General features: G+C 74.6%; 18 protein-coding genes. 8 read left to right on the forward strand and 10 right to left on the reverse strand.

Going from position 1 to position 23,730, the window contains the following annotated elements; translation table 11 throughout:
- Positions 1-53: 53 nt before the first annotated feature.
- Positions 54-494: a YbaB/EbfC family nucleoid-associated protein gene (locus tag ABD879_RS03475; RefSeq protein ID WP_345017333.1), complete on the reverse strand. Its 441-nt coding sequence runs from the start codon at positions 492-494 to the stop codon at positions 54-56.
- A 190-nt stretch (positions 495-684) separates the two neighbouring features.
- Here ABD879_RS03475 and ABD879_RS03480 point away from each other — a divergent pair, with 190 nt between their 5' ends.
- Positions 685-1,782: a MinD/ParA family ATP-binding protein gene (locus ABD879_RS03480; protein ID WP_345017335.1), complete on the forward strand. Its 1,098-nt coding sequence runs from the start codon at positions 685-687 to the stop codon at positions 1,780-1,782.
- Positions 1,779-2,255 (forward strand): hypothetical protein, encoded by a 477-nt coding sequence (locus tag ABD879_RS03485; RefSeq protein WP_345017337.1) that lies wholly within the window; start codon positions 1,779-1,781, stop codon positions 2,253-2,255. Before ABD879_RS03480 ends, ABD879_RS03485 begins: the two co-directional genes overlap by 4 nt.
- A 63-nt stretch (positions 2,256-2,318) precedes the next feature.
- Here ABD879_RS03485 and ABD879_RS03490 read toward each other — a convergent pair whose 3' ends face one another.
- The 3 genes from ABD879_RS03490 to ABD879_RS03500 all read right to left on the reverse strand — a co-directional run bounded on the left by ABD879_RS03490 (position 2,319) and on the right by ABD879_RS03500 (position 4,798).
- Positions 2,319-3,116 carry a hypothetical protein gene (locus tag ABD879_RS03490; protein WP_345017339.1) on the reverse strand — a complete coding sequence of 266 codons (798 nt, stop codon included), beginning with the start codon at positions 3,114-3,116 and terminating at the stop codon, positions 2,319-2,321.
- Between the two features lie 204 nt (positions 3,117-3,320).
- Positions 3,321-3,776 (reverse strand): MarR family winged helix-turn-helix transcriptional regulator, encoded by a 456-nt coding sequence (locus tag ABD879_RS03495; RefSeq protein WP_345017341.1) that lies wholly within the window; start codon positions 3,774-3,776, stop codon positions 3,321-3,323.
- Positions 3,777-3,841: 65 nt separating this feature from the next.
- Positions 3,842-4,798, reverse strand: a complete 957-nt coding sequence (locus tag ABD879_RS03500; RefSeq protein ID WP_345017342.1) for a DUF6177 family protein — start codon at positions 4,796-4,798, stop codon at positions 3,842-3,844.
- Between the two features lie 112 nt (positions 4,799-4,910).
- Between ABD879_RS03500 and ABD879_RS03505 the strand changes: the two genes are divergently transcribed.
- Positions 4,911-6,395: an LCP family protein gene (locus tag ABD879_RS03505; protein ID WP_345017344.1), complete on the forward strand. Its 1,485-nt coding sequence runs from the start codon at positions 4,911-4,913 to the stop codon at positions 6,393-6,395.
- Positions 6,396-6,636: 241 nt separating this feature from the next.
- Positions 6,637-7,647, forward strand: a complete 1,011-nt coding sequence (locus tag ABD879_RS03510) for a glycosyltransferase (RefSeq protein WP_345017346.1) — start codon at positions 6,637-6,639, stop codon at positions 7,645-7,647.
- A gap of 7 nt (positions 7,648-7,654) precedes the next feature.
- Here ABD879_RS03510 and ABD879_RS03515 read toward each other — a convergent pair whose 3' ends face one another.
- Positions 7,655-10,948 carry a hypothetical protein gene (locus ABD879_RS03515; protein ID WP_345017348.1) on the reverse strand — a complete coding sequence of 1,098 codons (3,294 nt, stop codon included), beginning with the start codon at positions 10,946-10,948 and terminating at the stop codon, positions 7,655-7,657.
- Between the two features lie 239 nt (positions 10,949-11,187).
- Positions 11,188-12,711, reverse strand: coding sequence for a sulfatase family protein (locus ABD879_RS03520; RefSeq protein WP_345017350.1), 1,524 nt, complete (start codon positions 12,709-12,711; stop codon positions 11,188-11,190).
- 147 nt (positions 12,712-12,858) lie between these two features.
- Between ABD879_RS03520 and ABD879_RS03525 the strand changes: the two genes are divergently transcribed.
- The gene (locus ABD879_RS03525) at positions 12,859-14,379 is read left to right on the forward strand and encodes a family 43 glycosylhydrolase (RefSeq protein WP_345017352.1); all 1,521 of its coding nucleotides are present in this window, start codon (positions 12,859-12,861) and stop codon (positions 14,377-14,379) included.
- Here ABD879_RS03525 and ABD879_RS03530 read toward each other — a convergent pair.
- From ABD879_RS03530 to ABD879_RS03545, 4 genes are read right to left on the reverse strand one after another with little or no spacing between them, the layout of a single operon-like run.
- Positions 14,361-15,899, reverse strand: a complete 1,539-nt coding sequence (locus ABD879_RS03530) for a glycosyltransferase family 39 protein (RefSeq protein ID WP_345017354.1) — start codon at positions 15,897-15,899, stop codon at positions 14,361-14,363. The genes ABD879_RS03525 and ABD879_RS03530 overlap by 19 nt on opposite strands.
- A gap of 13 nt (positions 15,900-15,912) precedes the next feature.
- Positions 15,913-16,923, reverse strand: coding sequence for a glycosyltransferase (locus tag ABD879_RS03535; RefSeq protein WP_345017356.1), 1,011 nt, complete (start codon positions 16,921-16,923; stop codon positions 15,913-15,915).
- The gene (locus ABD879_RS03540) at positions 16,920-18,125 is read right to left on the reverse strand and encodes a hypothetical protein (RefSeq protein ID WP_345017358.1); all 1,206 of its coding nucleotides are present in this window, start codon (positions 18,123-18,125) and stop codon (positions 16,920-16,922) included. Before ABD879_RS03540 ends, ABD879_RS03535 begins: the two co-directional genes overlap by 4 nt.
- Positions 18,126-18,139: 14 nt before the next feature.
- Positions 18,140-19,477, reverse strand: coding sequence for a hypothetical protein (locus tag ABD879_RS03545; protein ID WP_345017360.1), 1,338 nt, complete (start codon positions 19,475-19,477; stop codon positions 18,140-18,142).
- Positions 19,478-19,677: 200 nt separating this feature from the next.
- Here ABD879_RS03545 and glf point away from each other — a divergent pair, with 200 nt between their 5' ends.
- Genes glf through ABD879_RS03560 form a run of 3 tightly spaced genes read left to right on the forward strand, consistent with a single transcriptional unit; the run spans position 19,678 to position 23,728 of the window.
- Positions 19,678-20,829, forward strand: a complete 1,152-nt coding sequence (gene glf, locus ABD879_RS03550) for a UDP-galactopyranose mutase (RefSeq protein ID WP_345017362.1) — start codon at positions 19,678-19,680, stop codon at positions 20,827-20,829.
- Positions 20,826-22,859 carry a glycosyltransferase gene (locus tag ABD879_RS03555; RefSeq protein WP_345017364.1) on the forward strand — a complete coding sequence of 678 codons (2,034 nt, stop codon included), beginning with the start codon at positions 20,826-20,828 and terminating at the stop codon, positions 22,857-22,859. The genes glf and ABD879_RS03555 overlap by 4 nt, the downstream gene beginning before the upstream one ends.
- Positions 22,856-23,728, forward strand: coding sequence for an ABC transporter permease (locus tag ABD879_RS03560; RefSeq protein ID WP_345017366.1), 873 nt, complete (start codon positions 22,856-22,858; stop codon positions 23,726-23,728). Before ABD879_RS03555 ends, ABD879_RS03560 begins: the two co-directional genes overlap by 4 nt.
- The last annotated feature ends 2 nt before the right edge of the window (positions 23,729-23,730 follow it).

Genomic DNA, 23,730 nt, shown 5'->3' on the forward strand with positions numbered 1-23,730 from the left:
CCGGCAGGCCGAGGTCCGTCACCGCCCCGGCTCGGCCCGGTGCGGCGCGGTGCTCAGCGGTTTCCGCCGATCTTGGCGAGGGTGTCGTTGATGGCCTGGGTGAGCAGCTCCATCTGGCGGAGGCTCTGGTCCTGGAGGTCCGCGGACTGCTCGCCGGGCTCCGCCTCGCGCCGGGCCGCCGCGGCGGTCGCCGCCTTGACGCGCAGGTCCTCCAGCGCGGCGTTGACCGCCGTCACCAGCTGCTCACCCAGCTCCCGGGGGGACAGCCGCATCGCCTTCTCGTCCAGGTGCACGCTCTTGACGCGGCCCGCGGCCTCGGCGACCACCCTGACCGCGCCGCCGGCCGCCTCGCCGACCCCCTGCAGCGCGTCGCCGTCCGCGGCCTCGGCGGTCCTGGCCGGACGGGGCGCCGTGCCGCCCTGCCGCATCGACTCCAGGGTCTCGCGCGCCTCGGTCAGCATCCGTTCCAGCTCCGCGCCCGAGAACTCCGCCACCCTCGTCCCCCTCCAAGATCGAATCCCGTCCGCCAGAGGAGCATATGACGCCGCATGGTCGGATACGGAGCCATTCCTTGGACGATCGGCGGACGTCCGTGCCCCGCGGGCCGCCCGCACCGTCCGCGCCGATCGGGGCGCCGCGGGCCGCCGTGACGGTGATTAGGCTTGCGGTGACGAAGGGGAGGCAGTGTCCGACGCAGGCTGGCAGGAGAGCGTTCTGCGCGAGATGGGAGTGTCCCAGCGCGGACTGGCCGCCCTCGACCCGCGGCCGCGCGGCCCCCGGCGCGAACCGCACCCCCACCCCGCTCCGGTGGTGCGGCCGGAGGCCGCCCCGGCGGCGCCGTCCGGGCGTCCGGACGACGCGGCGCCGCGAGACGGGAGCGCCGGCGCCGAGCCGGGGCGCGGACCGCACCACGGCGACCCGCTGCTCGTGCGGATGGGGCGGGGCGTGCGCAAGGCCGTCGGCGGCTCCGGAACGTCCGGCGGCCACGGCCGGGCCGAGGTCGTGCAGATGCTGCGGCGCCCGGTGCCCGGTCTCCGGCGGCTCACGGTGGTCAGCGTGCGCGGCGGCGCGGGCAAGACCACCCTGGCGGCGCTGCTGGCGACCGAGCTGGCGCGGTACCGCGCCGACCGCGTGCTGGCCGTGGACGCCGACGCCGAGCTGGGCTCGCTGCCGCCGCGGCTCGGGGTGCGGACCGAACGCTCGCTGTCCGACCTGGTGCAGCGCCGGCCCCGGTCGTTCGAGGAGGCGGCGCCCTACCTCACCCGCGCGGGCGAACGGCTGTGGGTGCTGTCGGCCGCCCGCGGCGGGCGCATCGCCGAGCGGTTCACCCCCGACGTGTTCGAGACCGCGCTCGGCGCCGTCGCCGGTCATTTCGCCGCCGCGGTCGTCGACTGCGGCTCGGGCGTCCGCACCGACCTGCACCGAGCCCTCCTCGCGGGCACGCACGGCCTCGTCCTGGTCACGCCGGGCACGGTGGACGGCGCGCTGAGCGCCGGCGGCGCGCTGGAGTGGTTCCGCGACAACGGCCGGCAGGCGCTGCTGGGGCGCACCGTGGTGGCGACGGTGACGCACGCGCCGCGGGCGAGCGCCGACCTGGAGCGCGCCGAGGAGATGCTCGGCCGGTGGGGGCTGCCCGTGGTGCACGTGCCGTACGACCGGCGGCTGGCGGTCGGCGGCGCGGTCGACGCCGGGAGGCTGTCCGACGCGACCGGGACGGCCGTGGGCCGCATCGCCTACGAGGTGTTCGCCCGTGCGATCGGCGCGCCGGAGGTGGGCGGGTGAGCCGCGACCTGGTCGCCGTGGTGCGCCGCCCGCCGGACGTGCGGGCGGTCGTCGACGGGCTGGTCGCCCAGGGGGTGCCGGTGGAGGTCCGCGGCGGCGGGCCCGCGGCCACCCGGCTGTACGACTCGGCGGGACGGCTGATCGTCTCCATCGAGGCGCCGCTGCCGGTGGCCGGCCCCGGGGAGATCCGGCGGCTGCTGGGCGCCGAGTTCGCCGAGCCGTTGGCGTCCTTCGACCGGCTCTGGTGGGTGGACGTCCGCGCCGCCGCCGACGTGCCGGACGCCTGGCAGGTGGCCCGCCGCTTCGCCGACGCCCTGGTGCACTGGCTCGGCGGCGCCGTCCACCCCGACGGCGAGCGCGACGGCCGGCCGCGCAGCTGGCGCGCGGCCGAGACGGCGGCCGAGGCGGCCCCCGAGACGGCGGCCGGCACGGCGGCCGAGGCGGCGAGCGCCGGCGGGGCCGCCGCCGGCTGAGGCCCGGTCCGCGGACATGGCGAAGGGCCGTACCGGTCGGCGGTACGGCCCTGTGCGGGATCGTCAGCTGCTGAAGCGCAGGGCGTTGGTGACCTCGACGCCGAGCTCGCCCGCCGTGTTGTAGACCGAGCCGCTCCGGTCGCCGACGGAGCCGCCGCGCGCCCAGTACGACTGGGCGTAGACGACCGTGGAGTCCAGCGTCCAGGCGCGGGTCCAGCTGCTGGGCTCCTGGCTGAGCTGCGGCATGCCGCTGTCGTCGGACGGCTTGAGCAGGCGCGGCCAGCCCTGGGAGTACACGGCCCGGCTGAGACCGCCGGCGTCGGTCGAGCTGCCCGTGTTCACCACCGAGATGACGGTGACGATGGTGCGCGACGGGTTGGCGTACACCGCCGAGTACATCTGGTCGGTGCACGGGTAGGTGCGCAGCCGCTCCAGCATGGTGGAGTTGGCCCGCGCGGTGCACGAGTCGACACGCGTCCCGACCCGCGTGAACGTGTTGCCGCGCGCGGTGCGGATGGTCGGCTTGAGCACGCCGCGCGGGTCGATGCCGCCGCTGCTGGTGGTCGGGGTGCTGTACGGCGAGTGCGTCGGGGACCGGTACGGCGAGTACGTGGGCGTCGACACCGTGACCGGGGGCGAGGTCCGGTCGTCATCGTCGTCGCCGCCGGCCAGCACCACGATGACAGCGACGATCAGCACGAGCACCAGGAAGCCGCCGCCGAGGAGCAGCGCGATGATGACACCGCCGGCGCCGTCGCTCTTGGGCGGCGGGGGCGGCTTGGGCATGCCGGGACCGAGCGGCGGCCCCTGCTGGGGCCCCGGCGGGTAGCCCGGCTGCCCGGGCCATTGAGGCGGCTGCATGGTCCCTCCGAACAGGTCGAACGGTGAGGTTTCAGCGGGACATGGACGGTTCGGCGGCCAACAGGCGGCCCGTTTAGTCCCCGTTTGTCGCTGTTTCGGCCGTCTCTTTCGATGCAGTCGAGGCGGCCGATGTTCATGGGACGCAACGCCGGCCGCGGCCGTTCCCCCGTCCGGAAAGAACCGTGAGACGGGCGTTCGCGCCGGTCAGCGGCCGGAGTGGTGGGCCAGCAGCACCGACAGCAGCCGCACCAGTTCGGCGCGTTCGGCGGGGGAGAGCGGGGCGAGCAGGTCGTCCTGGATCCGCGCCAGCACCCGGTCGAGGCGGTGCAGGCGGCGGGTGCCCTCGGGGGTGAGGGTGATGACGTTGCGGCGCCGGTCGGCGGGGTCGGGCGAGCGGCGCACCAGCCCCTGGTCGGACAGCTCGTTCAGCATGGCGACCACGTCGCTGCGGTCGATGCCGGTGCGGCGGCCGAGCGCCGCCTGGCTGGCGGGGCCGAACTCCTCCAGGGCGGCCAGCAGCCGGTAGTGGTAGCCGCGGGCGCCGGCGGCGGCCATGCCCTCGGAGACCAGCCGCTGGGAGTGCAGCGAGACCTGGTTGATCAGCCAGCTCGCCGCGTCCTTCAGGCGGGCGGGGGTGCCGTCGTCGGCCGCGGCGCTCATGCGCGTCAGTCTAGCGAGCCGTTGGTGGCGCCCACGGTCGGCGGCGCCGCCGGACGGCCCGCGGGTCAGGACGGCCGCAGGGCGGACTGCAGGTGCCGCATGACCTCGCGGTGGCGCCGCCAGCCGTCGGGGGAGCGGCCGTCGCCGAGCGGGAAGAGGGTGACCGGGGCGTCCGGCGGGCCGATCTGCCGGCCGGGGATGCCGGGCGGGCCCGCGACGGCGCCGGCGACGGCCAGCGAGACCACGGCGGGCTCGCCCGTCCAGCGCGGTTCGGTGGTCAGGTCGGCGCGGCCCGGGACCAGCTGGGCCAGCAGCGAGGCCACCGGCTGCTCGGCGGCCAGCTCGGCGATCAGGGACGGCAGCCGCCCCAGCGGCGGCGGGGCGCCGGGGGCGTGGCCGACCGTGACGGTGGTCGTCTCGGTGGTCGCGCCTTTGCCCGCCGCGGTGAACTCGCACACCGCCTGGGCGGTGCGCGGCCCGTCGCCGATGACGAGGAGCCGGGCCGAGGCGCGGCCGCGGGCGTGCTCGGTGAACCGGTCGGGATCCCAGGGGTGCGCCAGGGGCTCGGCGGGGCCCCACGCGGCCGGCGGACGGCCGGTCAGCAGCCGCAGCAGATGGCCGGCGGCGCCGCCGAGAGTCCCGCCGCCGCGACGGTGCCGCGCACGGTAGACCAGCGCGAGCTGCGCGCCGATCGGTGCGGTGGGACGGGTCTTGAAGCCCGGCGCGTAGTCGCGGGCGTCGGGCACCGGGACGAACGTCGCGCCGTCCCAGCGCAGCGGCCGCCCGGTCAGGCCCGCGTAGAAGCCGTCGCCGTCGCGCACCACCCACTGCGCCGTCCGCCCGGCCGCGACCGAGCGCAGCGGCAGCGACAGCCGCGTGCCGATCGGGGTGACGAGGTGCAGCGTGCGCCCGGAGGCGGTGCAGTCGTCCAGGAGTCCGGCCAGCCAGGGGTGCAGCGCCACGAGGGGACGGTCCTGCAGCACGACCATCGCCTGGTCGGTGAGGGCGTCCACGATGCTCATCCTCACCGGAGTCTAGTCATGCCATAGCGCCCCGTAGCGGGCGGAGCGGGCGGCCGCCTGACTTTGCCGTGAACCCCGTGACAGCTGTCCCCTGTGTGCTGAAATGTTACGGATGCAGAGATCGGTGGCGCCCCCGCGCGTGTACTTCGACAGCGGCGCGGCCCCGCCCCCGGAACCCGGGCGGAGTCGGCGCTGGCGCGTGCTCGGCTGGGTGTCCATCGCGCTGTCGGCGCTGCTGGTGGTCGGCAGCCTGACCGCCTACGGCTTCTGGCGCCGGCTGGACGGGCAGATCACCCGCGAGAACGTCGACGACAAGCTGGGCGAGAACCGCCCGGCCAAGCTCAACAACTCCATCAACATCCTGCTGCTGGGCTCCGACAGCCGGCAGGGCGAGAACGCCCGGTACGGCACCGAGCAGGGCGAGCGCTCCGACACCACGATCCTGCTGCACATCTCCCCGGGCGGCGACCGGGCCATCGGCATCAGCTTCCCGCGCGACCTGATGGTGCAGCGCCCCTCCTGCAAGACGCGCGGCGGCGGCACCCTGCCCGGCGGGCTGAGCATGCTGAACGCGGCGTACTCGATCGGCGGCCCGGCCTGCACCTGGAAGACCATCGAGGCCGTCACCGACATCCGCATCGACCACTACGTCGAGGTGGACTTCACCGGATTCAAGCGGGTCGTGGACGCCCTGGACGGCGTGGAGATCTGCGTGCCCAAGGCCGTCAACGACCCCAAGGCCGAGCTGTACCTGCGCGCGGGCCGGCAGACCGTCAACGGCGAGCAGGCCCTCGGCTATGTGCGCACCCGCACCGGCGGCCTCGGCGACGGCTCGGACCTGTCGCGCATCAAGCGCCAGCAGCAGTTCATGGCCTCGGTCGTCAAGAAGGCCACCAGCCAGGGCATGCTGACCGACCCGGGCAGGGTGTACGGGTTCCTGTCGGCCGTCACCAAGTCGATCAGAACCGACAACCGGCTGACGCTGTCGGTGATGCAGCAGCTCGCGGGCAGCCTGCAGGGCCTCAGCGCCGGCAAGGTGCGGTTCGTCACCGTCCCGGTGCAGGAGTATCCGCCCGACCCCAACCGGGTGCAGTTCAACAACGCGCAGGCCCGGCCGCTGTTCAAGGCGATCCGCCAGGACAACGAGGTCCCGCAGAACAAACCCGCCCCCAAGGCCAACGCCGCGGGCCGGCAGAACGGGCAGGCCGGCGCCGCGCAGCAGGGCGCCGCGCAGCAGCCCGTGCCCGCGAACCAGGTGAAGGTCGTCGTCCTCAACGGGACGGCCACCGACGGGCTGGGCCAGCGCGTCGCCGACCAGCTCACCGAGAAGAATTTCCAGGTCGTCAGCGTCGGCAGCACCAAGGCCAAGTCCACCGCCCGCACGCAGATCCTCTACGGCACCGGCGCCGCGCGGCACGCCGCCGCGCTGGCCGCCGTGCTGCCCGGACGCCAGCCGCGGCCGTCCCCGACGGCCAAACCCGGCCAGGTGTACCTGGTAATCGGACGGGACGGGGCAAACGTCGCAGGAACGACCAGCCAGGTGCCCAAGGTGGCCGGGGAGATCCGCGCCGACCAGGACGTTTGCGCCCAGACATGACCGGCATGCCACTCGCGGGGCAGGCGCGGGGGAAGGTTACAAGAGGGTGAATCCAGCGAGGAACGCCAGCAACCGGTCGATGGTCCGTCCGACAGCGCTGTATCTTGGCGACGCTCACGAACCTTTCACTCACCTGGCAAGGAAACGACCGAACGTGACGGCTCCCCGCCCGTGACGACCGCGGGGCCGCGTGCGACCCCCCGACACCGCATGACGGCCCGCTCCCGGGAATGGACAGTTCTTGAAGGCCGACAGCCCCCCCGAACCCTTCGCCCTCCTGATGACCGTCTACGGCGGTGACCGGGAGGAGTACGTCCGGGACGCCTTCCGCAGCTCCGTACACGACCAGACGCTCCGGCCCGACCAGGTCGTCCTCGTCCAGGACGGCCCCGTCTCCCCCGAACTGGAGTTCTGCCTGCGCGGGCTGATCGCCGAAAGCCCGGTCGAGGTGACGTTCGTCCAGCTCCGGCACAACCGCGGCCTCGGCCCCGCCCTGGACGCCGGGCTGCAGGCCAGCCGGTTCGACATCGTGGCCCGCATGGACGCCGACGACGTGGCCATGCCGCACCGCTTCCAGCGGCAGGTGCCTCTGGTGCGCGACGGCGCCGACCTGGTGGGCGCCGGGCTGCTGGAGTTCGGCACCGACATCGACGACGTGGTGGGCCGCCGCATCCCGCCGAGCGACCCCTGCGACATCGCCCGCTACTCGCGCCTGCACGACCCGTTCAACCATCCGACCGTCGTGTACCGGCGCAGCGCGGTCGTCGCCGTCGGCGGCTACGGCGACCTGCCGCTGATGGAGGACTACTGGCTGTTCGTCCGCATGATCGCCAACGGGGCGCGGGTGGTGAACATCCCCGAGCCCCTGGTGTACTACCGCGTCGGCGACGGCGCGTACGAGCGGCGCGGCGGGCGCGATCTGCTGCGCTCGGAACTGCGCCTGCAGCGCGAGATGTACCGCGAGGGCTTCATCAGCCGCCTGCAGTACTGGCGCAACGTCGCCATCCGGGGCGGCTACCGCCTGACGCCCACGCTGATCCGCCGCCCCGTCTACCGGATGCTCGTCGCCCCCTACGGCGCCCGCCGCAACCGCGACCGCGGCGTGCCCGAGGCGCCGCCCGCCCAGCAGCAGGCTCCGTCCGCGGCCCGGCGGTCGCAAGGCGCGGCCGGGCGGTCGAAGTCGTCCCGCTACGTGCCCCGCCACGCCCGCGACCGGCGTGACGCGGTCGCGGGCGGCGGAAGCGAGGGCTGACCGGCCGTCAGGGGGCCGGGCGCGTCCACAGGATGGGCTGGTCGTCGGTCTGGTCGGCGGTGCGGCCCACGCCGAGCAGCTTGCCCTTGAACACGGCGAGCCCGGTGACCTGCTGCTCGCCGTCGCCCGCCAGGCCCGTGCCGCCGGGCTTGTCCGCCGACCAGTTCGAACCGTCGGCCGTCGTCCACGCCACCACGTCCCCCGAGCCCGCCTCGCCGGTCGTGCCGGTGGCGGTGAAGCCCTTGCCGGTCGAGGCCAGCGCGGTGACGGTGACCTTGGCGTCGCCGCCCGGCGCCTGCAGCGGCTGCCACGTCTTGCCGCCGTCGGACGAGAAGTAGCCCAGCCACCCCAGGCCCTGCCCCGTGGCGGCGATCCCCGCGGCCACCAGCATGTTGCCGCTGGACGCGACGTGCGTGAAGTGCGCCTCCTTCGTGCCGGCCGGCAGCGACAGCACCTGCAGCGTCCACTGCCTGCCGTCCGCCGACGTCCACACGCCGGGGCGGTTGCCCGCCTTCCGATCGCGGACGCCGCCGACGGCGACGTAGCCGAACGAGCCGCCGGTCACGTCGAGCATCCACCGGGAGTCGCCGTTGCGGCTGTTCAGCGCGCCGTCCGGACCGGCGTCGGCGCCCGAGGCGCGGCCGCGCTCCCAGTTCTTCAGATCAGCGGAGAACCAGGCGGCGGCCGACGTGCCCTCGGTGCCGACCACCACGTAGCCGGACTGGCCGGACGCCGCCGCGTTGGTCGTCGGCACCGCCCGGGAGCTGCCGCGGAACGCCGCGTTGGCGGTGTCGGCGGCCTGCCAGTTGACCCCGTCGGCGGACGTGACGACCAGCGGACGCCGCGGCGCGACCTGGTCGTAGCCGACGGCCAGCCAGCCGGCGCCGCCCGAGGTCACGTCCAGGAGCTGCTGCGAGCCCGGCCGGGTGAAGGCGGCGCCGAGCCCCTGGGCGGGCTGCCACGTGGCGCCGTCCTGGGACGTCCACACGGCCGCGTCGCCCGCCGCGCTGCCCACGGCCACCGCGCGGTCGCCGGACGCGCCGACCGCGACGACCGAGTGGTCGGAGCGGACCGCGCCGGGCACCTTGGTCAGGTCGACGGGCAGCTGGCGGCCGCCGTCGTCCCACACGCCGAGCAGCGGGTCGGCGTCGCCGCCGCCCGGCTCGGTGCCGACGAGGACGGTCTGCGCCCCCGACAGCGCCGCGTCGGTGACCTCGCGGCCCGGCTGGGCGGCCAGCGTCCCGGCGTCGCGCCAGGACCGGCCGTCGGAGCTGCGCGACAGCAGCACGTCGCGGCCGCGCGTGACGACGGCGGCGAAGCCCTTGTCGTCGCCGAGCAGCTGCTTGGTCACCCGGTAGCCGGACATCCGCAGCGCGCCCGCCCGGGTCCACGAGACGCCGTCCTTGGAGGTGAACGCCTGGCCGTGCGCGGAACCGCCGGTGCCGAGCTCGCGCACCGCGACGAACCCGGCCGGGCCGCCGCCGATGATCAGGCCGCGCGAGCCCTTGGGCACCGGGACCTCGGAGTTGGTCCAGGTGCGGCCGCCGTCCTGCGAGCGCCACACCCTGCGGTAGGCGTTCTGGCGGCCGCTGCGCGGGGTGACCAGCGCCTCCAGCAGGATGACGTCGCCGTTGGAGGCGGCCGTGACCAGCCGCAGGTCGGCGTCGCGGACCTGCAGGCCGATCTGGTCGCCCGAGCGCGGCTCCCAGCGGCGGCCGTCGCCGGACAGCCACACGGCCGGGACCGCGTCGGAGAAGTCGCCCTTGGCGGAGGTCTCGCCGACGGCCAGGTAGCGGTCGCCCGCCGCCACGATCCGGGTGATCCGGACGTTGCCGCCGAACACGTCGCCGACCGCGTCCGGCTGGCGCTGCCACTCCCGGCCGTTCTTGCTGGTCCACACCGCGCCGCCGGTCACCCGCGAGCCGATGGCCACCCAGCCGCGCGACGATCCGCCCACGGCGGCCGGGACGTCGCCGGCGCGGGGGGCGGCGCCGTCGGCGCCGCGCACCTGGGCGGTGGTGAACGTGCGGCCGCCGTCGGTGGAGACCAGGAACACGCCGCGCGAGCCGCGCACGCCGGTCTCGCCGCCCACCGCGACCACGGTGGAGCCGGACGCGGCGACACCGGTGAGGCGCTGCTCGTACCCGTCGGTGCGGGCGGTGGCGTCCACCGGGAAGACCGACCGGGCGAGCTGGGCGCCGGGACCGCTGCCCTCGTCGTCTCCGCCGAGGTTGGACACGACCGCGAAGCCGCCGGCGACCAGCGCCGCGGCGGCGAGCCCGGCGCCGGCGACGAGCGCGATCCGCTTGCCGAGCTTGCCGCGCTTCTTCTTGGCCTTCGGGGCGGTGCGCCACGGCTCGTCGATCTGCGGCGGCGGCGCCACCGGCTTGGGCACGGGCTGCAGGTCGAACCGCGTCTCCGACAGGCCGGGCGCGTTCTGCTCGTGGCCGGGGATCTCCTGGGCGTAGGGGAACGGCGTCGGCTGCGGCTTGTTGTCGGGGATCTCCTGCGGGAACGGGAACGGCGCCGCGGGCTGCTGGTTCTCCGCCGGCGGGGCCGGCGGCTGGTGCGTCGGCGCCGGCGGCTGGTGCGTCGGCGCCGGCCCGGGGGCGGGCGGCGCGGACGACGGGTCCGGCTGGGCGTAGTAGGGGGACGGCATGGGCGGGGCCGGCGGCTGGGCCGTGGGGGTGGGCGCGGCCAGCGGGGTCCCGGGGATCTGCTGCGCGTAGGGGAACGGCGCGGGTTCGTCCGTCACCCCGGGCGCGGGCTGCGGCGGGGGCGGAGGCTGTTCGGCCGACTCGTCCTTCGACAGCCGCGGGCGGTCGACGCGGGTGCGCTCCAGGTCCTCCTCGTCGTCGTCATCCTCGGCCGCGGAGGCGGCCTCGCCCTTCGACGGGGGCCACGGGGACAGGTCGGTGACGGTCTCGTCGAACGACGGCTGGGAGGCGGCGGGCGACGCGGCGGCGGCCTTGGCCGGATACACGTCGGTGCGCGTGGCGTCGGCGTCGTCGCCGCTTTCGCCGCCGTCCCGCCCGGCGCCGCCGTCGACGCGGATGGCCCCGCCGTCGACGCGGGTGGCCTCGGCGTCGAAGCGCGTGGCGTCGGCGTCGTCGTCATCGGCGTCGAACGGCGGCGGGGGCGCCTCCGGCAGCAGGGGAGCCTCGGCCTGCGAGTCGGCCTCGGTGAGCCACCGCGGCGGGGGCGGCGCCGCCGCGTCCTTCGGGGCCGCCGCGTCCTGCGGGTTCGACGCCTGCTGCTGGTCGCGCCCCGGTTCGCCGTCCGGGGTCCTGGGTGCGGTCACGCCCGTCTCCAGTGATCGTGTGACGCCCGACTGTGCGCGCCTCAAAGTATGCGCGCTCGATGCCCATCAGAAAGGTTCGTCACGGATCATATCGGCGGCGCCGCGTGAAACGGTCTTGCCGGGCAGTGCCCGGCGGCACATCCGTTGCCGGGAACGGCCTGTGACAGGCGGGAACGTGCGTCAGAGCGTTTTTCGATTTTCGTAAAGGCGGCATGTTGCGGAGCACGGGACCGGGTGGTTCAGCGGGTGCGTCCCGCCGAGTGGCACTTGGCGCCCGAGCAGCGGGTCAGCGCGTACATCAGACCCGACAGTTCCTGCGCGCGCTGCGGCGGCATCGCCTTCGCGCGGTTGTCGAGGGCGTGCGGGTCGCGCGCCAGGTCGTAGTATTCGCGCTCGCCGTTGGCGTATTCGACGTACAGCTCGTTCTCGGTGCGCAGCGCGTTGTAGGTCGGGGGCGCGCCGGGGCCGGAGTCCTGCCGGTCGGGGTCCTCGGGGCTGGGCGGCGGTTTGACGTGCTCGATCAGCGCCACGTTCCGCCAGTCGCCGGGGTCCTCGCCGCGCAGGAACGGCACCAGGGAGCGGCCGTCGGTCGCGGCCGGCACGGGCGCGCCCGCCAGTTCCAGGAACGTGGGGGCGAGGTCGGTGTTCTGGGTGAGGGCGTCGGTCGTGCGGCCCGCCGGGACGCCCGGGCCGGTGACGACGAACGGCACCTTGATGTCGGTGTCGTAGGCCGTCATCTTGCCGCCCGCCAGCCGGTACTGGCCCAGGTGGAAGCCGTTGTCGGAGCCGAAGACCAGGTAGGTGTCGCGGTCGTGGCCGGTGGTGGCGAGCGCCTGCTGGATGCGCCCGATGAGCTCGTCCACCGCCTGCACCATGCGGACCCGGTCGCGGAAGCCGGCGTCGATGCGGGCGATGCCGGGCTTGCGCAGCCGGGGCCGCGACCGCAGCCAGGACGGCTTGTCGGAGTTGTCCGCCTCGTTGAACGACGGCGGCCGGGGGGCCGTCACCTGCGGGAAGGCTTGGCTGTGGCGGGGCGCGGGCACGAACGGGCCGTGCGGTGCGAACGTGGCGACCTGCAGGAAGAACGGCTTGCGGTCGGCTGCGGCGCGGTTGATGAAGTCCACGCTCTTGTTGGCCAGCACGTCGGTGAGGTAGTCCTGCGGGCGGTTGCCGTAGTGGACGAGCTTGCCGTTCTCGTTCAGGTTGTAGTTGTACTCGGGGTAGCCGTTGCCGGCGACGGCCCACTCGTCCCAGCCGGGCGGCACGTACGGGCGCGGCCCGCCCTGGGTGTCGGCGGGGAGGTAGCCGTTCAGGTACTTGCCCATGAGGGCGGTGCGGTAGCCGGCGTTGCGCAGGGCCGGGGTGTAGGACGCCTGCTCGCCGCCGCGCGCCTTGAACACGCCGTACCCGCCGTCGGGCGGGAAGTTGGTGCGCACGCCGGTGTTGTGCGGATACCGCCCGGTGAAGATGGTCGCGCGGGACGTGCAGCACAGCGAGTCGGCCACGATGAACTTGCCGAACGTGGTGCCCTTGGCCCGCATGTCCTGCACGCGCCGCATGTGCGGCACCAGGTCCCAGGACAGGTCGTCGGTGAGCACGAAGACGATGTTCGGCTTCTTCGGCGGCGGGGCGACCGAGGGGCGGTCGCCGCCGAACGGGGACAGGCCGATGCCCAGGCACCCCGCCAGGCCGAGCGTGAGCGCCAGCAGCAGTGCGATGACGAGAGGAGGGCGGGCGGTGCCGAGACGCCTAGGCCGGTACAAGTCCCGAGTCTCCTCTCCGGCGGGGATCGACCAGTAAGCGTATTAGGTCCCTGCGGAGCGGTCCGAACGCGTAATAAGTGACAAAAAAGGTCGAAACGGGCATGCGGGCCGGGTGTTTTGGCATCATGCGGGGCGAGGGAGTTGATCGTGGACCTGCGAGCACGCGGACCGCTGTCGTCCGGCGGACCCCACGGCAGGGCCGTCGCGCCGGTCAGCGCGCTGGCGGCGCTCGTGGTGCTGGCCGGGCTCGCGGGCCTGCACGCCCCGGACCCGGGCCTGGCCGGGGCGGACGGACGGAACGGACCCCGGGCCGGACGGCCTGCGCCGTCGGCCGGGGCATCGGCCGGGGCATCGCGGACGCCCGCGCCGCCGGTGCCGAGCCCGGCGCAGACGGCGACGCCGTTCACCGCGCCCGGGTACTCGCCCGTCAAACCGGTGATCGGCGACTACTTCGCCGACCCGACCGTCGTGAAGGCGGCGGGCACGTACTACGCCTACGGCACCAACAGCCCCGACGCGATGATGCCGGTGGCCACGGCCCCGTCGCCGACCGGGCCGTGGACCCGCAGGCCGGGCGACGGCCTGGCGCGGCTGCCGGCGTGGGCCGCCTCCGGGTGGACGTGGGCGCCGGAGGTCGTGCCGCCGCGTCCGGGCGGCCGCACCTACCTGCTGTACTTCTCCGCCCGCCGCAACGACCGCGACATGCAGTGCATCGGCGTGGCCACCTCGACCTCGCCCGCGGGCCCGTTCGTCCCGCTGGACGGCGAGCCGCTGGTGTGCCCGACCGACCTCGGCGGCGCCATCGACCCCGCCTCCTACATCGCCGAGGACGGCACCCGCTACCTGCTCTACAAGACCGACGCCCGCAGCAAGGCCGCCATCCACCTCGTCCGGCTGACCGCCGACGGGCTGCGCCTGGCGGGCCCGCCCAAGCGCATCCTCGGCCGCGGGGCCGGCGAACCCGTCCTGGTGGAGGCGCCGGACCTGGTGCGGCGCGGCGGCAAGTACGTGCTGTTCTACTCGGCCGGCTGGTACTTCGACTCCTCCTACCAGACCCGGTACGCGGTCGCCTCGTCGATCGAGGGCCCGTACGAGAAGGCCGCCGGGCCGCTGCTGTCGACCGGCGGGTACGGCGGCCGGGTGCGCGGGCCCGGCAGCGTGGACGTGCTCGCCGACACCGGCGGCGACTACCTGGTCTTCCACGGCATCCGGCAGCGGCTCGGCGGGTCGAAGGTGAACCGGGGCATGTACGTGGCCGCGCTCGGCTGGGACGGCGCGCGGCCCGTGGTGCGCGGCGCACCCGTGCGCTACGAGGCCGAGCGGGCGCGGCTGAACGGGTGCATGACGCCGCTGCGCCGGCCCCGCGCGTCCGGCGGCAGGGCCGCCGGGCCGTCGGGCGGTCCGGGCTGCTCGGTGGACGTCGCGGTGTTCGCGCCGGTCGCCGGGCGCTATTCGGTGCGGATCCAGTACGCCAACTGGTCGCGTGCCAAAGCGCGCCTGGAGGTGACGGTGAACGGGGCGGCGCCCGCGCCGTTGGGCCTGCGCAGGACGAAGAAGGGCTCCTGGACGTCGGCGACCGTCCAGCGCGACCTGAGCGCCGGGTGGAACACGCTGGGCCTGCGGCGCCTGGACGGCGGCGGCCAGATCGACTACGTCGAGGTGCGGTAGGGGCCGGTCCGCTCCAGCAGGGTGAGCATGCCGCCCCGGAACCGCCACGTGCCGACCACCCGCCACGGCCCCGTGGCCAGGACCATCTGCTCGCGCCGCCACACCACGTCGCCCGGGCGCGTGACGATCGACCTGGTGCGCATCACCCAGACGCGTTGCGAGCGGATGAGCGGGGCGCGTATCTGGCGGGGGAGCAGGTCGCGTCCCTTGAGGTTCTCGGCCTGCACCGGGGACTGCGCCTGCCCGATGTCGCGCAGCCGTCCGAAGACGCGCGGATAGGCCGCCGCGCCCCACCGGGCGATGCCCGCCAGGTAGACGATGGCGTCGCCGTCGCGTGCGTGGGCCCGCACGGCCTGGGCGGCGGCCCGGAAGTCGTCGAGGCGGCTGTCCTGCCGCCGGATCGCCACGTGCTGGGGCACCGAGGCGGCCGCCACGGCCGCGGCCACCGCCGTCACGGCCGCCGCGCCGACCGCCGGACGCCCGAGCGCGCCGAGGCGGGCCAGGCCCGCGCCGGTCAGCAGCGCCAGCGCCGGGACGCAGAAGAAGACGTAGCGCTCGGTGTACATCGGGTCGGACACCAGCGAGACGACCACCAGCACCGCCGGGGGCAGCAGCAGCCACGGCACGGCCAGCGCGGTGAGCGGGGCCGTGCCGCGCGACCGCCGGCCCGCGACCGCGCCGACCACCGCCAGCGCCAGCACCGGCGCGACCAGCCACCGCCCGCCGGTCAGGAACTCCGGCAGCTTCTCGGCGGTCTGCCACGTCGGCGTGCGCAGCCAGTCGATCTGGACCTTCTGTCCGGAAGCGGCCAGCCCGAACGGCACGAGCGCCGCCGCCGCGACCGCCACGGCCGCCGACCAGCCCGCCCACACCCGCCCGGGGCGCGCGAGCCCCCTGTGCGCCGCCAGCAGCGTGACGGCGTGCGCGGGCACCAGCAGCACGCCGTCCAGGTTCAGCAGCCCCAGCAGCACGACGGCCGGCGCGTAGGCGGCGAACCACAGCCACGGCCGCCGCGCGTCCCGCTGCACGGCCCGCACCAGCAGGTAGGAGGCGAGGACGGCGGCCGCGGCCACCATGGCGTACGAGCGCGCCTCCTGCCCGTACCGCGACACCGTGACGCCGCCCGCGTAGGCCAGCCCGGCCAGCAGCCCGGCGAGCGGACCGTGGCAGCGCCGCCCCACCACCGCGATCCCGGCGGCGGCCGCGGCCGTCGCCAGCGCGCTGGGCAGCCGCAGCGCCGGCTCGCCCGTGCCGAACACCGCCGCCCACGGACGCATGAGCAGGTAGTAGGGGGCGTGCACGAGGTCGAGGTGGTCGAAGACCCGCAGCAGGTCCGCGACGGGACGGCCGGCCAGGCTGACCGTGGCGGACTCGTCCAGCCAGAACGACGGCCCGCCGATCCCGGCCAGCGTCACCGCCAGCGCAGCCGCCGCGGGCAGCAGCGGCATCAGCCGGACCGCCCGGGAGGGCGTGCGATGGTCCACGGCGCGCGCGTGTTTATTAGACGTCGCGTAGGACATCTGGGGATGATGCCTAAGAACGCGGCGGTTCGTCCACGGAGTGCGACGCCTTGTTCACGGCGTTCGCCTCCGCGTTCCCCTCCGTTCCCCCGCCTGCGCCGCCCGTCGCGTCCACACCCACCTCGCGCAGCAGCGCCGCCGTCGGCCGGGGCCGCGACAGCACCCCGTCCCTGAGCCCGCGGACCAGGGCGCGGCGCAGCACCCTGCGGTCGGAGGACGCGGCGAACGTGCGCGACCAGCGCCGCAGCGTCGACCCGGCGTACAGCACGCGCTCCGGCGGCGACAGCCCCGGGCTTCCGGTGAACAGCCAGATCTTGTTGCGGACCTCGTAGAAGAAGCGGTCGCCCGGGTCGGTCTCGGTCCCGCCGAACGCCCGGGTCTTGTGCACGACCACGCTGTCCGGGCACAGCACACCGCGGCGGCCGCGCAGCAGCCGGGTGGTGAACTCGAAGTCGTCGTTCCACAGGAAGTAGTCGGCGACCGGCAGCCCGCGCTCGCGCACGGCGGCCGCCTCCACCAGCACCGACACGAACGACGCGGACCGGATCGGCACGCACCCCGCCGCCTGCGCGATCCGCCGTTCGGCGGCGGTGGCGCGGGGCTTGGCGCGCGGCGTGTTCATCGGATGGTCGCGGCCGTCGGTCCACACGACCCGGCTGGCGACCAGCGTGGGCGCGCCGTCGCCGGCGGTGGCGCGGTCGCGCGCCGCGAGCAGCGCCTCCAGCGCACCGGGCTCGGGGACGGTGTCGTCGTCCAGCAGCCACAGCAGGTCGGCGGGCCCGTCCAGCGCCCGCGCCATGCCCGCGCCGAACCCGCCCGCGCCGCCGATGTTGCGGGGCAGCTCCAGCAGGTCGACGCCCGGGAACCGGTCGCGCACCATCGCCGCCGTGCCGTCGGACGAGGCGTTGTCCACCACGACGATCCGGTCCGGGGCGCGGGTCTGGGCGCGCAGCGCGGTCAGCGCCTCGGCCAGCAGGTCGCGCCGGTTGAAGGTGACGACCACGGCCGTCACGGCGACGCTCACGAGGTGCGCCTTCCGGCTGCGCGGCGGGCGGCCCGCTGCAGGCCGGGCGACGGCGACGCGGCCGTCTCGATGAGCCGGTCCAGGTTGCGCCGCACGTTGGCCAGCTCGCTGTGCAGATGGGCCAGGCCGATGCGCTCGCCCGCCTCGGCGATGCGTTCCAGCAGGTAGGCGGCGACGGCGACGGACGCGGTGGCGATCTGCTCGTCCGGCACGTCCCCCGGCAGCAGCGTGGCCCGCGGGGACCGCGAGGTGGTCAGCTCGTCCAGGTCGCCGACGATCCGGTAGCCGGACGCGCGCAGCGAACCGGCCAGCTCGCGGGTGCGGTCGGCGGCCCAGGCGGCGTGCCGGGCGGGCAGGCCCATGGGGGTGCGGCCGGCGTCCTCGGCGGCGTCGGCCAGCCCGGCGCCGACCAGGTGGTCGCGCACGGCCCGCTCGTAGTCGGCGCCCAGCGCGGGCCCGATCTTGACGTTGAGGCGGCGCAGCAGTTCCGCCTCGACCACCGTCAACGGCTCCTCGGCGGCGATGCCCGCCACGTCGTAGGCGTCCGGGTCGAGCCCGGTGACCCGGCAGAACCGCCGCCACAGCTGCTCGGGCCCCGGCCCCGGCGGCGGCAGCGTGATGACGTGGATCCGTTCGCGCGGCACCGCCGACTCCCACGTCCGCAGCACCCGCACCGGGTCGTGCAGGCCCCAGAACATCGGCCCGTACGGTTCGGGCGCGGCGATGCCCAGCTCGACCAGGTCGTCCACGAACCGCTCGAAGGTGATGGTGTGGGCGTGCCGCAGCTGCGCCTGCCAGTCCAGGATCAGCTGCCAGCCCAGGTCGCGGGTGATGAACACCACGTGCACCTCGGCCGGCTCCAGCGCCGCCACGGCCCGTTTGACCTGCTCCTCGGTGGCGCCGCCGAGCAGCTCCTGGGAGAACAGCACGGTGGGCCCGTCCCATTCGCGGGCGCGGCGGGCCACGCGCTGCCAGGCGCCGTCCCAGGCGGGGTCGCGGCGGCCTCCCCACGACATCTCGCGCAGGTCCATGACCGCGCCGAAGTGCTCCCCCCGCCCGCCGAGCGGGTAGCAGGCCCCGGCGTCGCCGAGCCGCGCCCGGTTCTTCCACAGCGCCCGCTGCAGGAACTCCGCGCCGGCGCTGGGCGCGCCGACGTGCAGGAAGACGGACTTGGCGGGTCGTTCGGCGGGTCGTTCGGCCATGTGCGCGTTCACTTTCACTCGCTGTCGGCGCGGTCGTCCCGGGCCGCGCCGGCGTCCGGCCGGGCACCGGTCCGGGCCTGGATGCGGCGGTAGGCGCCGCCCAGCCGCCGGACCGCAGGGTAGCGCCGCATGCCGAGGGCGGCGCGCGTGGCGAGCGGGGCGGCGTCGCGGGCCATCCGCGCGGTCAGGTCGGCCAGCGCGGGCGCGTAGGCGGACAGTTCGTCGAGCCGCTCGTGGACGGCCGCGTCGCCGGCGGGCGCGGCCGCCGCCCGCCGCTCGCGCTCCAGCAGCCGCCCCAGCAGCGCGGCGATCGCATCGGTGCCCACGTCGGCGGCCTCGGTCCAGCGCGGGACGTCCGGCGGCGGCGCGGGCGGCGCGCCGGGCGGGGTCTCGTAGCCGGGGATCAGCTCGTACAGGTCGCCGACGACGCGGTAGCGGGCCGCGCGCAGCGCCTCGACCGTCTCCACGGCCCGTTCCACCGCCCACGGCAGGTGCTCGGCGGGCAGCCGGATCTTGATGGGGGAGGGCCGCCGGGTGAGCACCTCCTGCGCCAGGAACAGCTTGACCTCGTCGTTGAAGACGTGCCAGCCGACCCGGCCCTCCAGCGCCTCGTTCAGCAGCCGCAGGAACTGCGTCTCGGCCAGGCCCAGCGACGGGTTGGCGAACGTGGCGGACAGGTCGCAGGCGTCGGGGTTCAGGCCGACGGCCGCGCAGAACCGGCGCCACAGCAGGTCGCGGGGCGCGCCGGGCCGCGGCAGCGTGACGACGTGGACCCGCTCGGGCGGCAGCCGCGCACCCCACCGGGCCAGCACCGCGACCGGGTCCTGCAGCCCCCAGAACAGCCGCGCGGCCTCGAAGTTCTCCCAGTCGGGCCGCGACAGCGCGGCCACGAACTCCTCGAACGTCCAGGTGAAGCGGTTCTTGACGTCCTCCTGCCAGTGCGCCGGGATCTGCCGGCCCAGGTCCCGGGCGGTGAACAGGATGTGCACCTCGGCGAAGTCCAGGTCGTCCAGCGCCTGCGCCACCCAGCGCGGATGGGCGGGGGCGAACAGCTCCTGGGAGATGATGGTCGTGCCGGGCCAGTCGCGGGCGGCGTCCACCAGTTCGCGCCACGCGCCCCGCACCGTCGGGTCGCTGGCGCCGCGGAAGAACGTGCGGCGCAGGTCGAAGGCGGCCCGGACGTGGGCGGCGAAGTCGCGGCCCGGGTACAGCACGCCCTCGGCGCGCAGCCGCTCGCGGTTGTGCCACAGCACCGTCTGCAGGTACGTGGTGCCGCTCTTGGCCGCCCCCACGTGCAGGAAGACCACGGGTCGGTCGCCCGAGGGCACGCTGCCGGAAGGGGTCGGGGGCACGGAGATCCTCGTTGCCGTACGCGTCGACGTGCGAATCCTGACGCCCGCCGACGGCGGATCCGCACGGACTTGCACTTGTACCAGTGGAACCCCGGGTATCTTAGCCCCGAATCAGTACCGATCGGCCGATAGCAGGCCCATGTCAGACCCCCCGAAGCCCCCCGCGGAGACGGCGTCGTCCTGTGAATGTTGATCTAGTAGTGGCCGGGTCCGGCTTCTTCGGGCTCACGGTGGCCGAACGCTGCGCCGCCGAACTGGGCCTGCGGGTGCTGGTGCTGGAGCGCCGCGGGCACATCGGCGGCAACGCCTACAGCGAGCCCGAACCCGAGACCGGCATCGAGGTGCACCGCTACGGCGCGCACCTGTTCCACACCTCCAACGAGCGGGTGTGGGAGTACGCCCGCCGGTTCACCGAGTTCACCGGCTACCGGCACCAGGTGTACACGACCTTCAAGGGCCGGGTGTACCCGATGCCCATCAACCTGGGCACGATCTGCGCCTACTTCGGCCGGGTGTTCACCCCCGACGAGGCGCGCGCGCTGATCGCCGGGCAGGCGGCCGAGGTGTCCGACCCGGCCAACCTGGAGGAGAAGGCGATCTCGCTGATCGGACGGCCGCTGTACGAGGCGTTCATCCGCGGGTACACGGCCAAGCAGTGGCAGACCGATCCGCGCGAGCTGCCGGCGGAGGTCATCACCCGGCTGCCGGTGCGGTACACCTTCGACAACCGGTACTTCAACGACACCTACGAGGGGCTGCCGGTCGACGGGTACACCGCGTGGCTGGAGCGGATGGCCGACCATCCGCGCATCGAGGTGCGGCTGAACACCGACTTCTTCGACGTGCGCGACGACGTGGTGGGCAACGTGCCGGTGGTGTACACCGGGCCGCTGGACCGCTACTTCGGCTACGTGCACGGCGAGCTGGGCTGGCGCACCCTGGACTTCGAGACCGAGGTCAAGGACACCGGCGACTTCCAGGGCACCGCGGTGATGAACTACGCCGACGAGGACGTGCCGTACACGCGCATCCACGAGTTCCGGCACTTCCATCCCGAGCGCGACTGGTACCCGCCGGACCGGACGGTCATCATGCGGGAGTACTCGCGGTTCGCCGCGCGCGACGACGAGCCGTACTACCCGATCGGCACCCCCGCCGACCGGGACCGGCTGCTGGCCTACCGGCGGCTGGCGCGCGGCGAGGAGGGCGTGCTGTTCGGCGGGCGGCTGGGCACCTACAAGTACCTGGACATGCACATGGCCATCGCCAGCGCGCTCAGCATGGTCGACAACAAACTGCGCCCCCACTTCACGGAGGGAGCGCGTCTCGTGACCGGAGGAGCAGACGAGTGACCGAGGTGACCGGCGCGCCGGGCGCGCCCGGCGATCTGCGCGTGCTGCAGCGCGTGGTGCTGCCCGTGGACCGCGACCTGGACGTGCTCAAGCTGTACGTGGAGGGCCGCATCGCCCGGGGCGCCGAGGCGCTGGAGGCCGAACGCGCCGCCGAGAACGACATCGCCCGGGCCGCCGAGCTGCCGCCCGAGGTCGCCGCCGAGGACGTGGGGCGGCGCACCGTCGTGGTCCCGATCGGCCGCCGCGTGTCGTTCGCCACCTACTTCAACGCCTTCCCGGCCAGCTACTGGCGGCGCTGGACCGGCGTCGAGGACGTGCTGCTGCGGGTCCGGGTGCGCGGCCAGGCCAACGTGATCGTCTACCGGTCGTCCGCCAAGGGCCACATCCAGCGGGTGGCGTCGGTGCGCATCGACTCCGACGAGCCGCGCGAGGAGACCTTCCGGCTGTCGCTGCAGCCGTTCATCGACGGCGGCTGGTACTGGTTCGACGTGCTGGCCGGGGAGCGCACCGCCGTGCTGGAGCGGGCCGACTGGTGCGCCGAGCCGGACGGGGCGCAGCCGGTCCGCCAGGGCCGGGTCAGCGTGGGCATCACCACGTTCAACCGGCCCTCGTTCTGCGTGGACCAGCTGATCGCGCTGGGCGGCGCGCCCGAGGTGCTGGACGTCCTCGACGCGATCTACGTCGTCGACCAGGGCACCCAGAAGGTCCGCGACCATGCGGACTTCCCGCGCGCCGCGGAGCTGCTCGGCGAGCGGCTGCACGTCATCGAGCAGGCCAACCTGGGCGGCTCGGGCGGCTTCTCCCGCGCCATGGACGAGACGCTGCGCGCCGGCCGCAGCGACTACGTCCTGCTGCTCGACGACGACGTGGTCACCGAGACCGAGGGCATCCTGCGCGCGGTGGCGTTCGGCGACCACGCCCGCACGCCCACCATCGTCGGCGGGCACATGTTCAACCTGTTCGTCCGGTCGCAGCTGCACGCCTACGGCGAGAGCATCCAGCGGTACCGGTGGTGGTGGGAGGAGGCGCCGCACACCCGGCGCGAGCACGACTTCGCCCGCCCCGCCAACCCGCTGACGGCCAAGCAGGCCAGCACCGGCAGCCTGCTGGAGACGCCGTGGCTGCACCGCCGCGTCGACGTCGACTACAACGGCTGGTGGATGTGCCTGATCCCGGTCGACGTCATGCGCAAGATCGGCCTGTCCATGCCGATGTTCATCAAGTGGGACGACGCCGAGTACTGCGTACGCGCCGGCGAAGCCGGCTTCCCGACCGTCTCGCTGCCCGGCATGGCCGCCTGGCACGTCCCGTGGCAGGACAAGGACGACGGCATCGACTGGCAGGCCTACTACCACGAGCGCAACCGGCTGGTGACCGCGCTGCTGCACTCGCCCTACGAGCGGGGCGGCAACCTCCTCAAGGAGAGCCTGATCATCTCGATCAAGCACGCCCTGGCCATGCAGTACTCCACCGCCGAGCTGATGCTGCAGGCGATCGAGGACGTATTGCGCGGACCGGACCACATGCACGCCGAGATCGCCGGGAAGCTGCCGCAGATCCTGGCCTTCAGGGCCGCCTTCCCCGACGCCCAGAACCGCTCCAGCCACGAGGAGTTCCCGCAGGTCAAGCGGCGGCGGCCGCCCAAGCGGGGACGCGAGCCGCGGCCCCCGCGCGGCCGTGCGGCGCTGCTGGTCGGCGCCGCGCTCGGCACGCTGCGGCAGCTGCGCCCGGTGGACGCCGCCACCCGCGACAACCCGCAGACCGTCATCCCGCACATCGACCGGCACTGGGGCGTGCTGTCGAAGTTCGACAGCGCCCTGGTGTCGTCGGCCGACGGCACGAAGGTGGCCTGGTACCAGCGCGACCCCGACCGGTTCAAGCGGATCATGAAGCGCACGTCGCTGCTGCACGCCCGGCTCACCCGCGAGTGGCCCGAGCTGAGCCGCCGCTACCGGGCCGCCATGCACGACCTGGCCGCCCCCGAGACCTGGCGCCGCACCTTCGACGCCGCGGACGCCGGGGACCGATGACGGCGGCTCCGCCGCGGGCCGCCGCCGACGGGCTGCGCCCGCCCGAGGCCGACGGCGGGCTGGCGCAGGTGTTCCGGCGCCGCTACCTGCTGCGGCTGCTGGTGCGCCGGGAGCTGAAGGCGCGCTACAAGGGGTCGCTGCTGGGGCTCGGCTGGTCGTACGTGCGGCCCGCCGTGCACTTCGCGGTGTACTTCTACGTCATCGGCGTGTTCCTGGGCATGGACCGGGCGGTCCAGCACTTCCCCGTCTACCTGTTCTCCGGGATGGTGCTGGTCAACCTGTTCACCGAGACGCTGCACTCGTGCACCCGCTCGGTCACCGGCAACGCGCCGCTGGTGAAGAAGGTGTTCCTGCCGCGCGAGCTGTTCCCGGTGGCGTCGCTGCTGGTGTCGCTGGTGCACTTCCTGCCCGGCTTCGCCGTCCTGCTCGCCGCGTCGGCGGCGTACGGGTGGCTGCCGACGCCGGCCGGGCTGGGCGCCGCCGTGCTGGCTTTCGCGATCGTGACCGTGCTGGGGCTGGGGCTCGGGCTGATGTGCGCCGCGCTCAACGTGTACTTCCGGGACCTGGAGCAGGTCGTCGACATCCTGATGATCGTCATCACCTGGACCGTGCCGATGATCTACCCCTGGACGCATGTGCGCGACCAGGCCCCGGACTGGGTGCTGGACGCCTACCTGGCCAACCCGCTGGTCTCGGCGGTCAGCCTGTTCCAGCGGGCGTTCTGGTTCCCCGGCGCCCGGCAGGACTTCGCCTTCCCGCCCGACCTGTACGCGCGGGCCGCGGTCTCGCTGGCCGCGGCGGCGGCCGTGCTGGCGGCCGGCAGGCTGCTGTTCGCCCGCGCCCAGCGCCGCTTCGCCGAGGAGCTGTAGCC

Source organism: Actinomadura keratinilytica (assembly GCF_039539665.1).
Taxonomy (GTDB): Bacteria; Actinomycetota; Actinomycetes; order Streptosporangiales; family Streptosporangiaceae; genus Spirillospora; species Spirillospora keratinilytica.

Bases quoted from the DNA above. Each gene is read 5' to 3' on its own strand.
- ABD879_RS03490 (WP_345017339.1), bottom strand. From the start codon at position 3,116: ATGCAGCCGCCTCAATGGCCCGGGCAGCCGGGCTACCCGCCGGGGCCC.
- ABD879_RS03495 (WP_345017341.1), bottom strand. From the start codon at position 3,776: ATGAGCGCCGCGGCCGACGACGGCACCCCCGCCCGCCTGAAGGACGCG.
- ABD879_RS03500 (WP_345017342.1), bottom strand. From the start codon at position 4,798: ATGAGCATCGTGGACGCCCTCACCGACCAGGCGATGGTCGTGCTGCAG.
- ABD879_RS03505 (WP_345017344.1), top strand. From the start codon at position 4,911: ATGCAGAGATCGGTGGCGCCCCCGCGCGTGTACTTCGACAGCGGCGCG.
- ABD879_RS03530 (WP_345017354.1), bottom strand. From the start codon at position 15,899: ATGTCCTACGCGACGTCTAATAAACACGCGCGCGCCGTGGACCATCGC.
- ABD879_RS03540 (WP_345017358.1), bottom strand. From the start codon at position 18,125: ATGGCCGAACGACCCGCCGAACGACCCGCCAAGTCCGTCTTCCTGCAC.
- ABD879_RS03560 (WP_345017366.1), top strand. From the start codon at position 22,856: ATGACGGCGGCTCCGCCGCGGGCCGCCGCCGACGGGCTGCGCCCGCCC.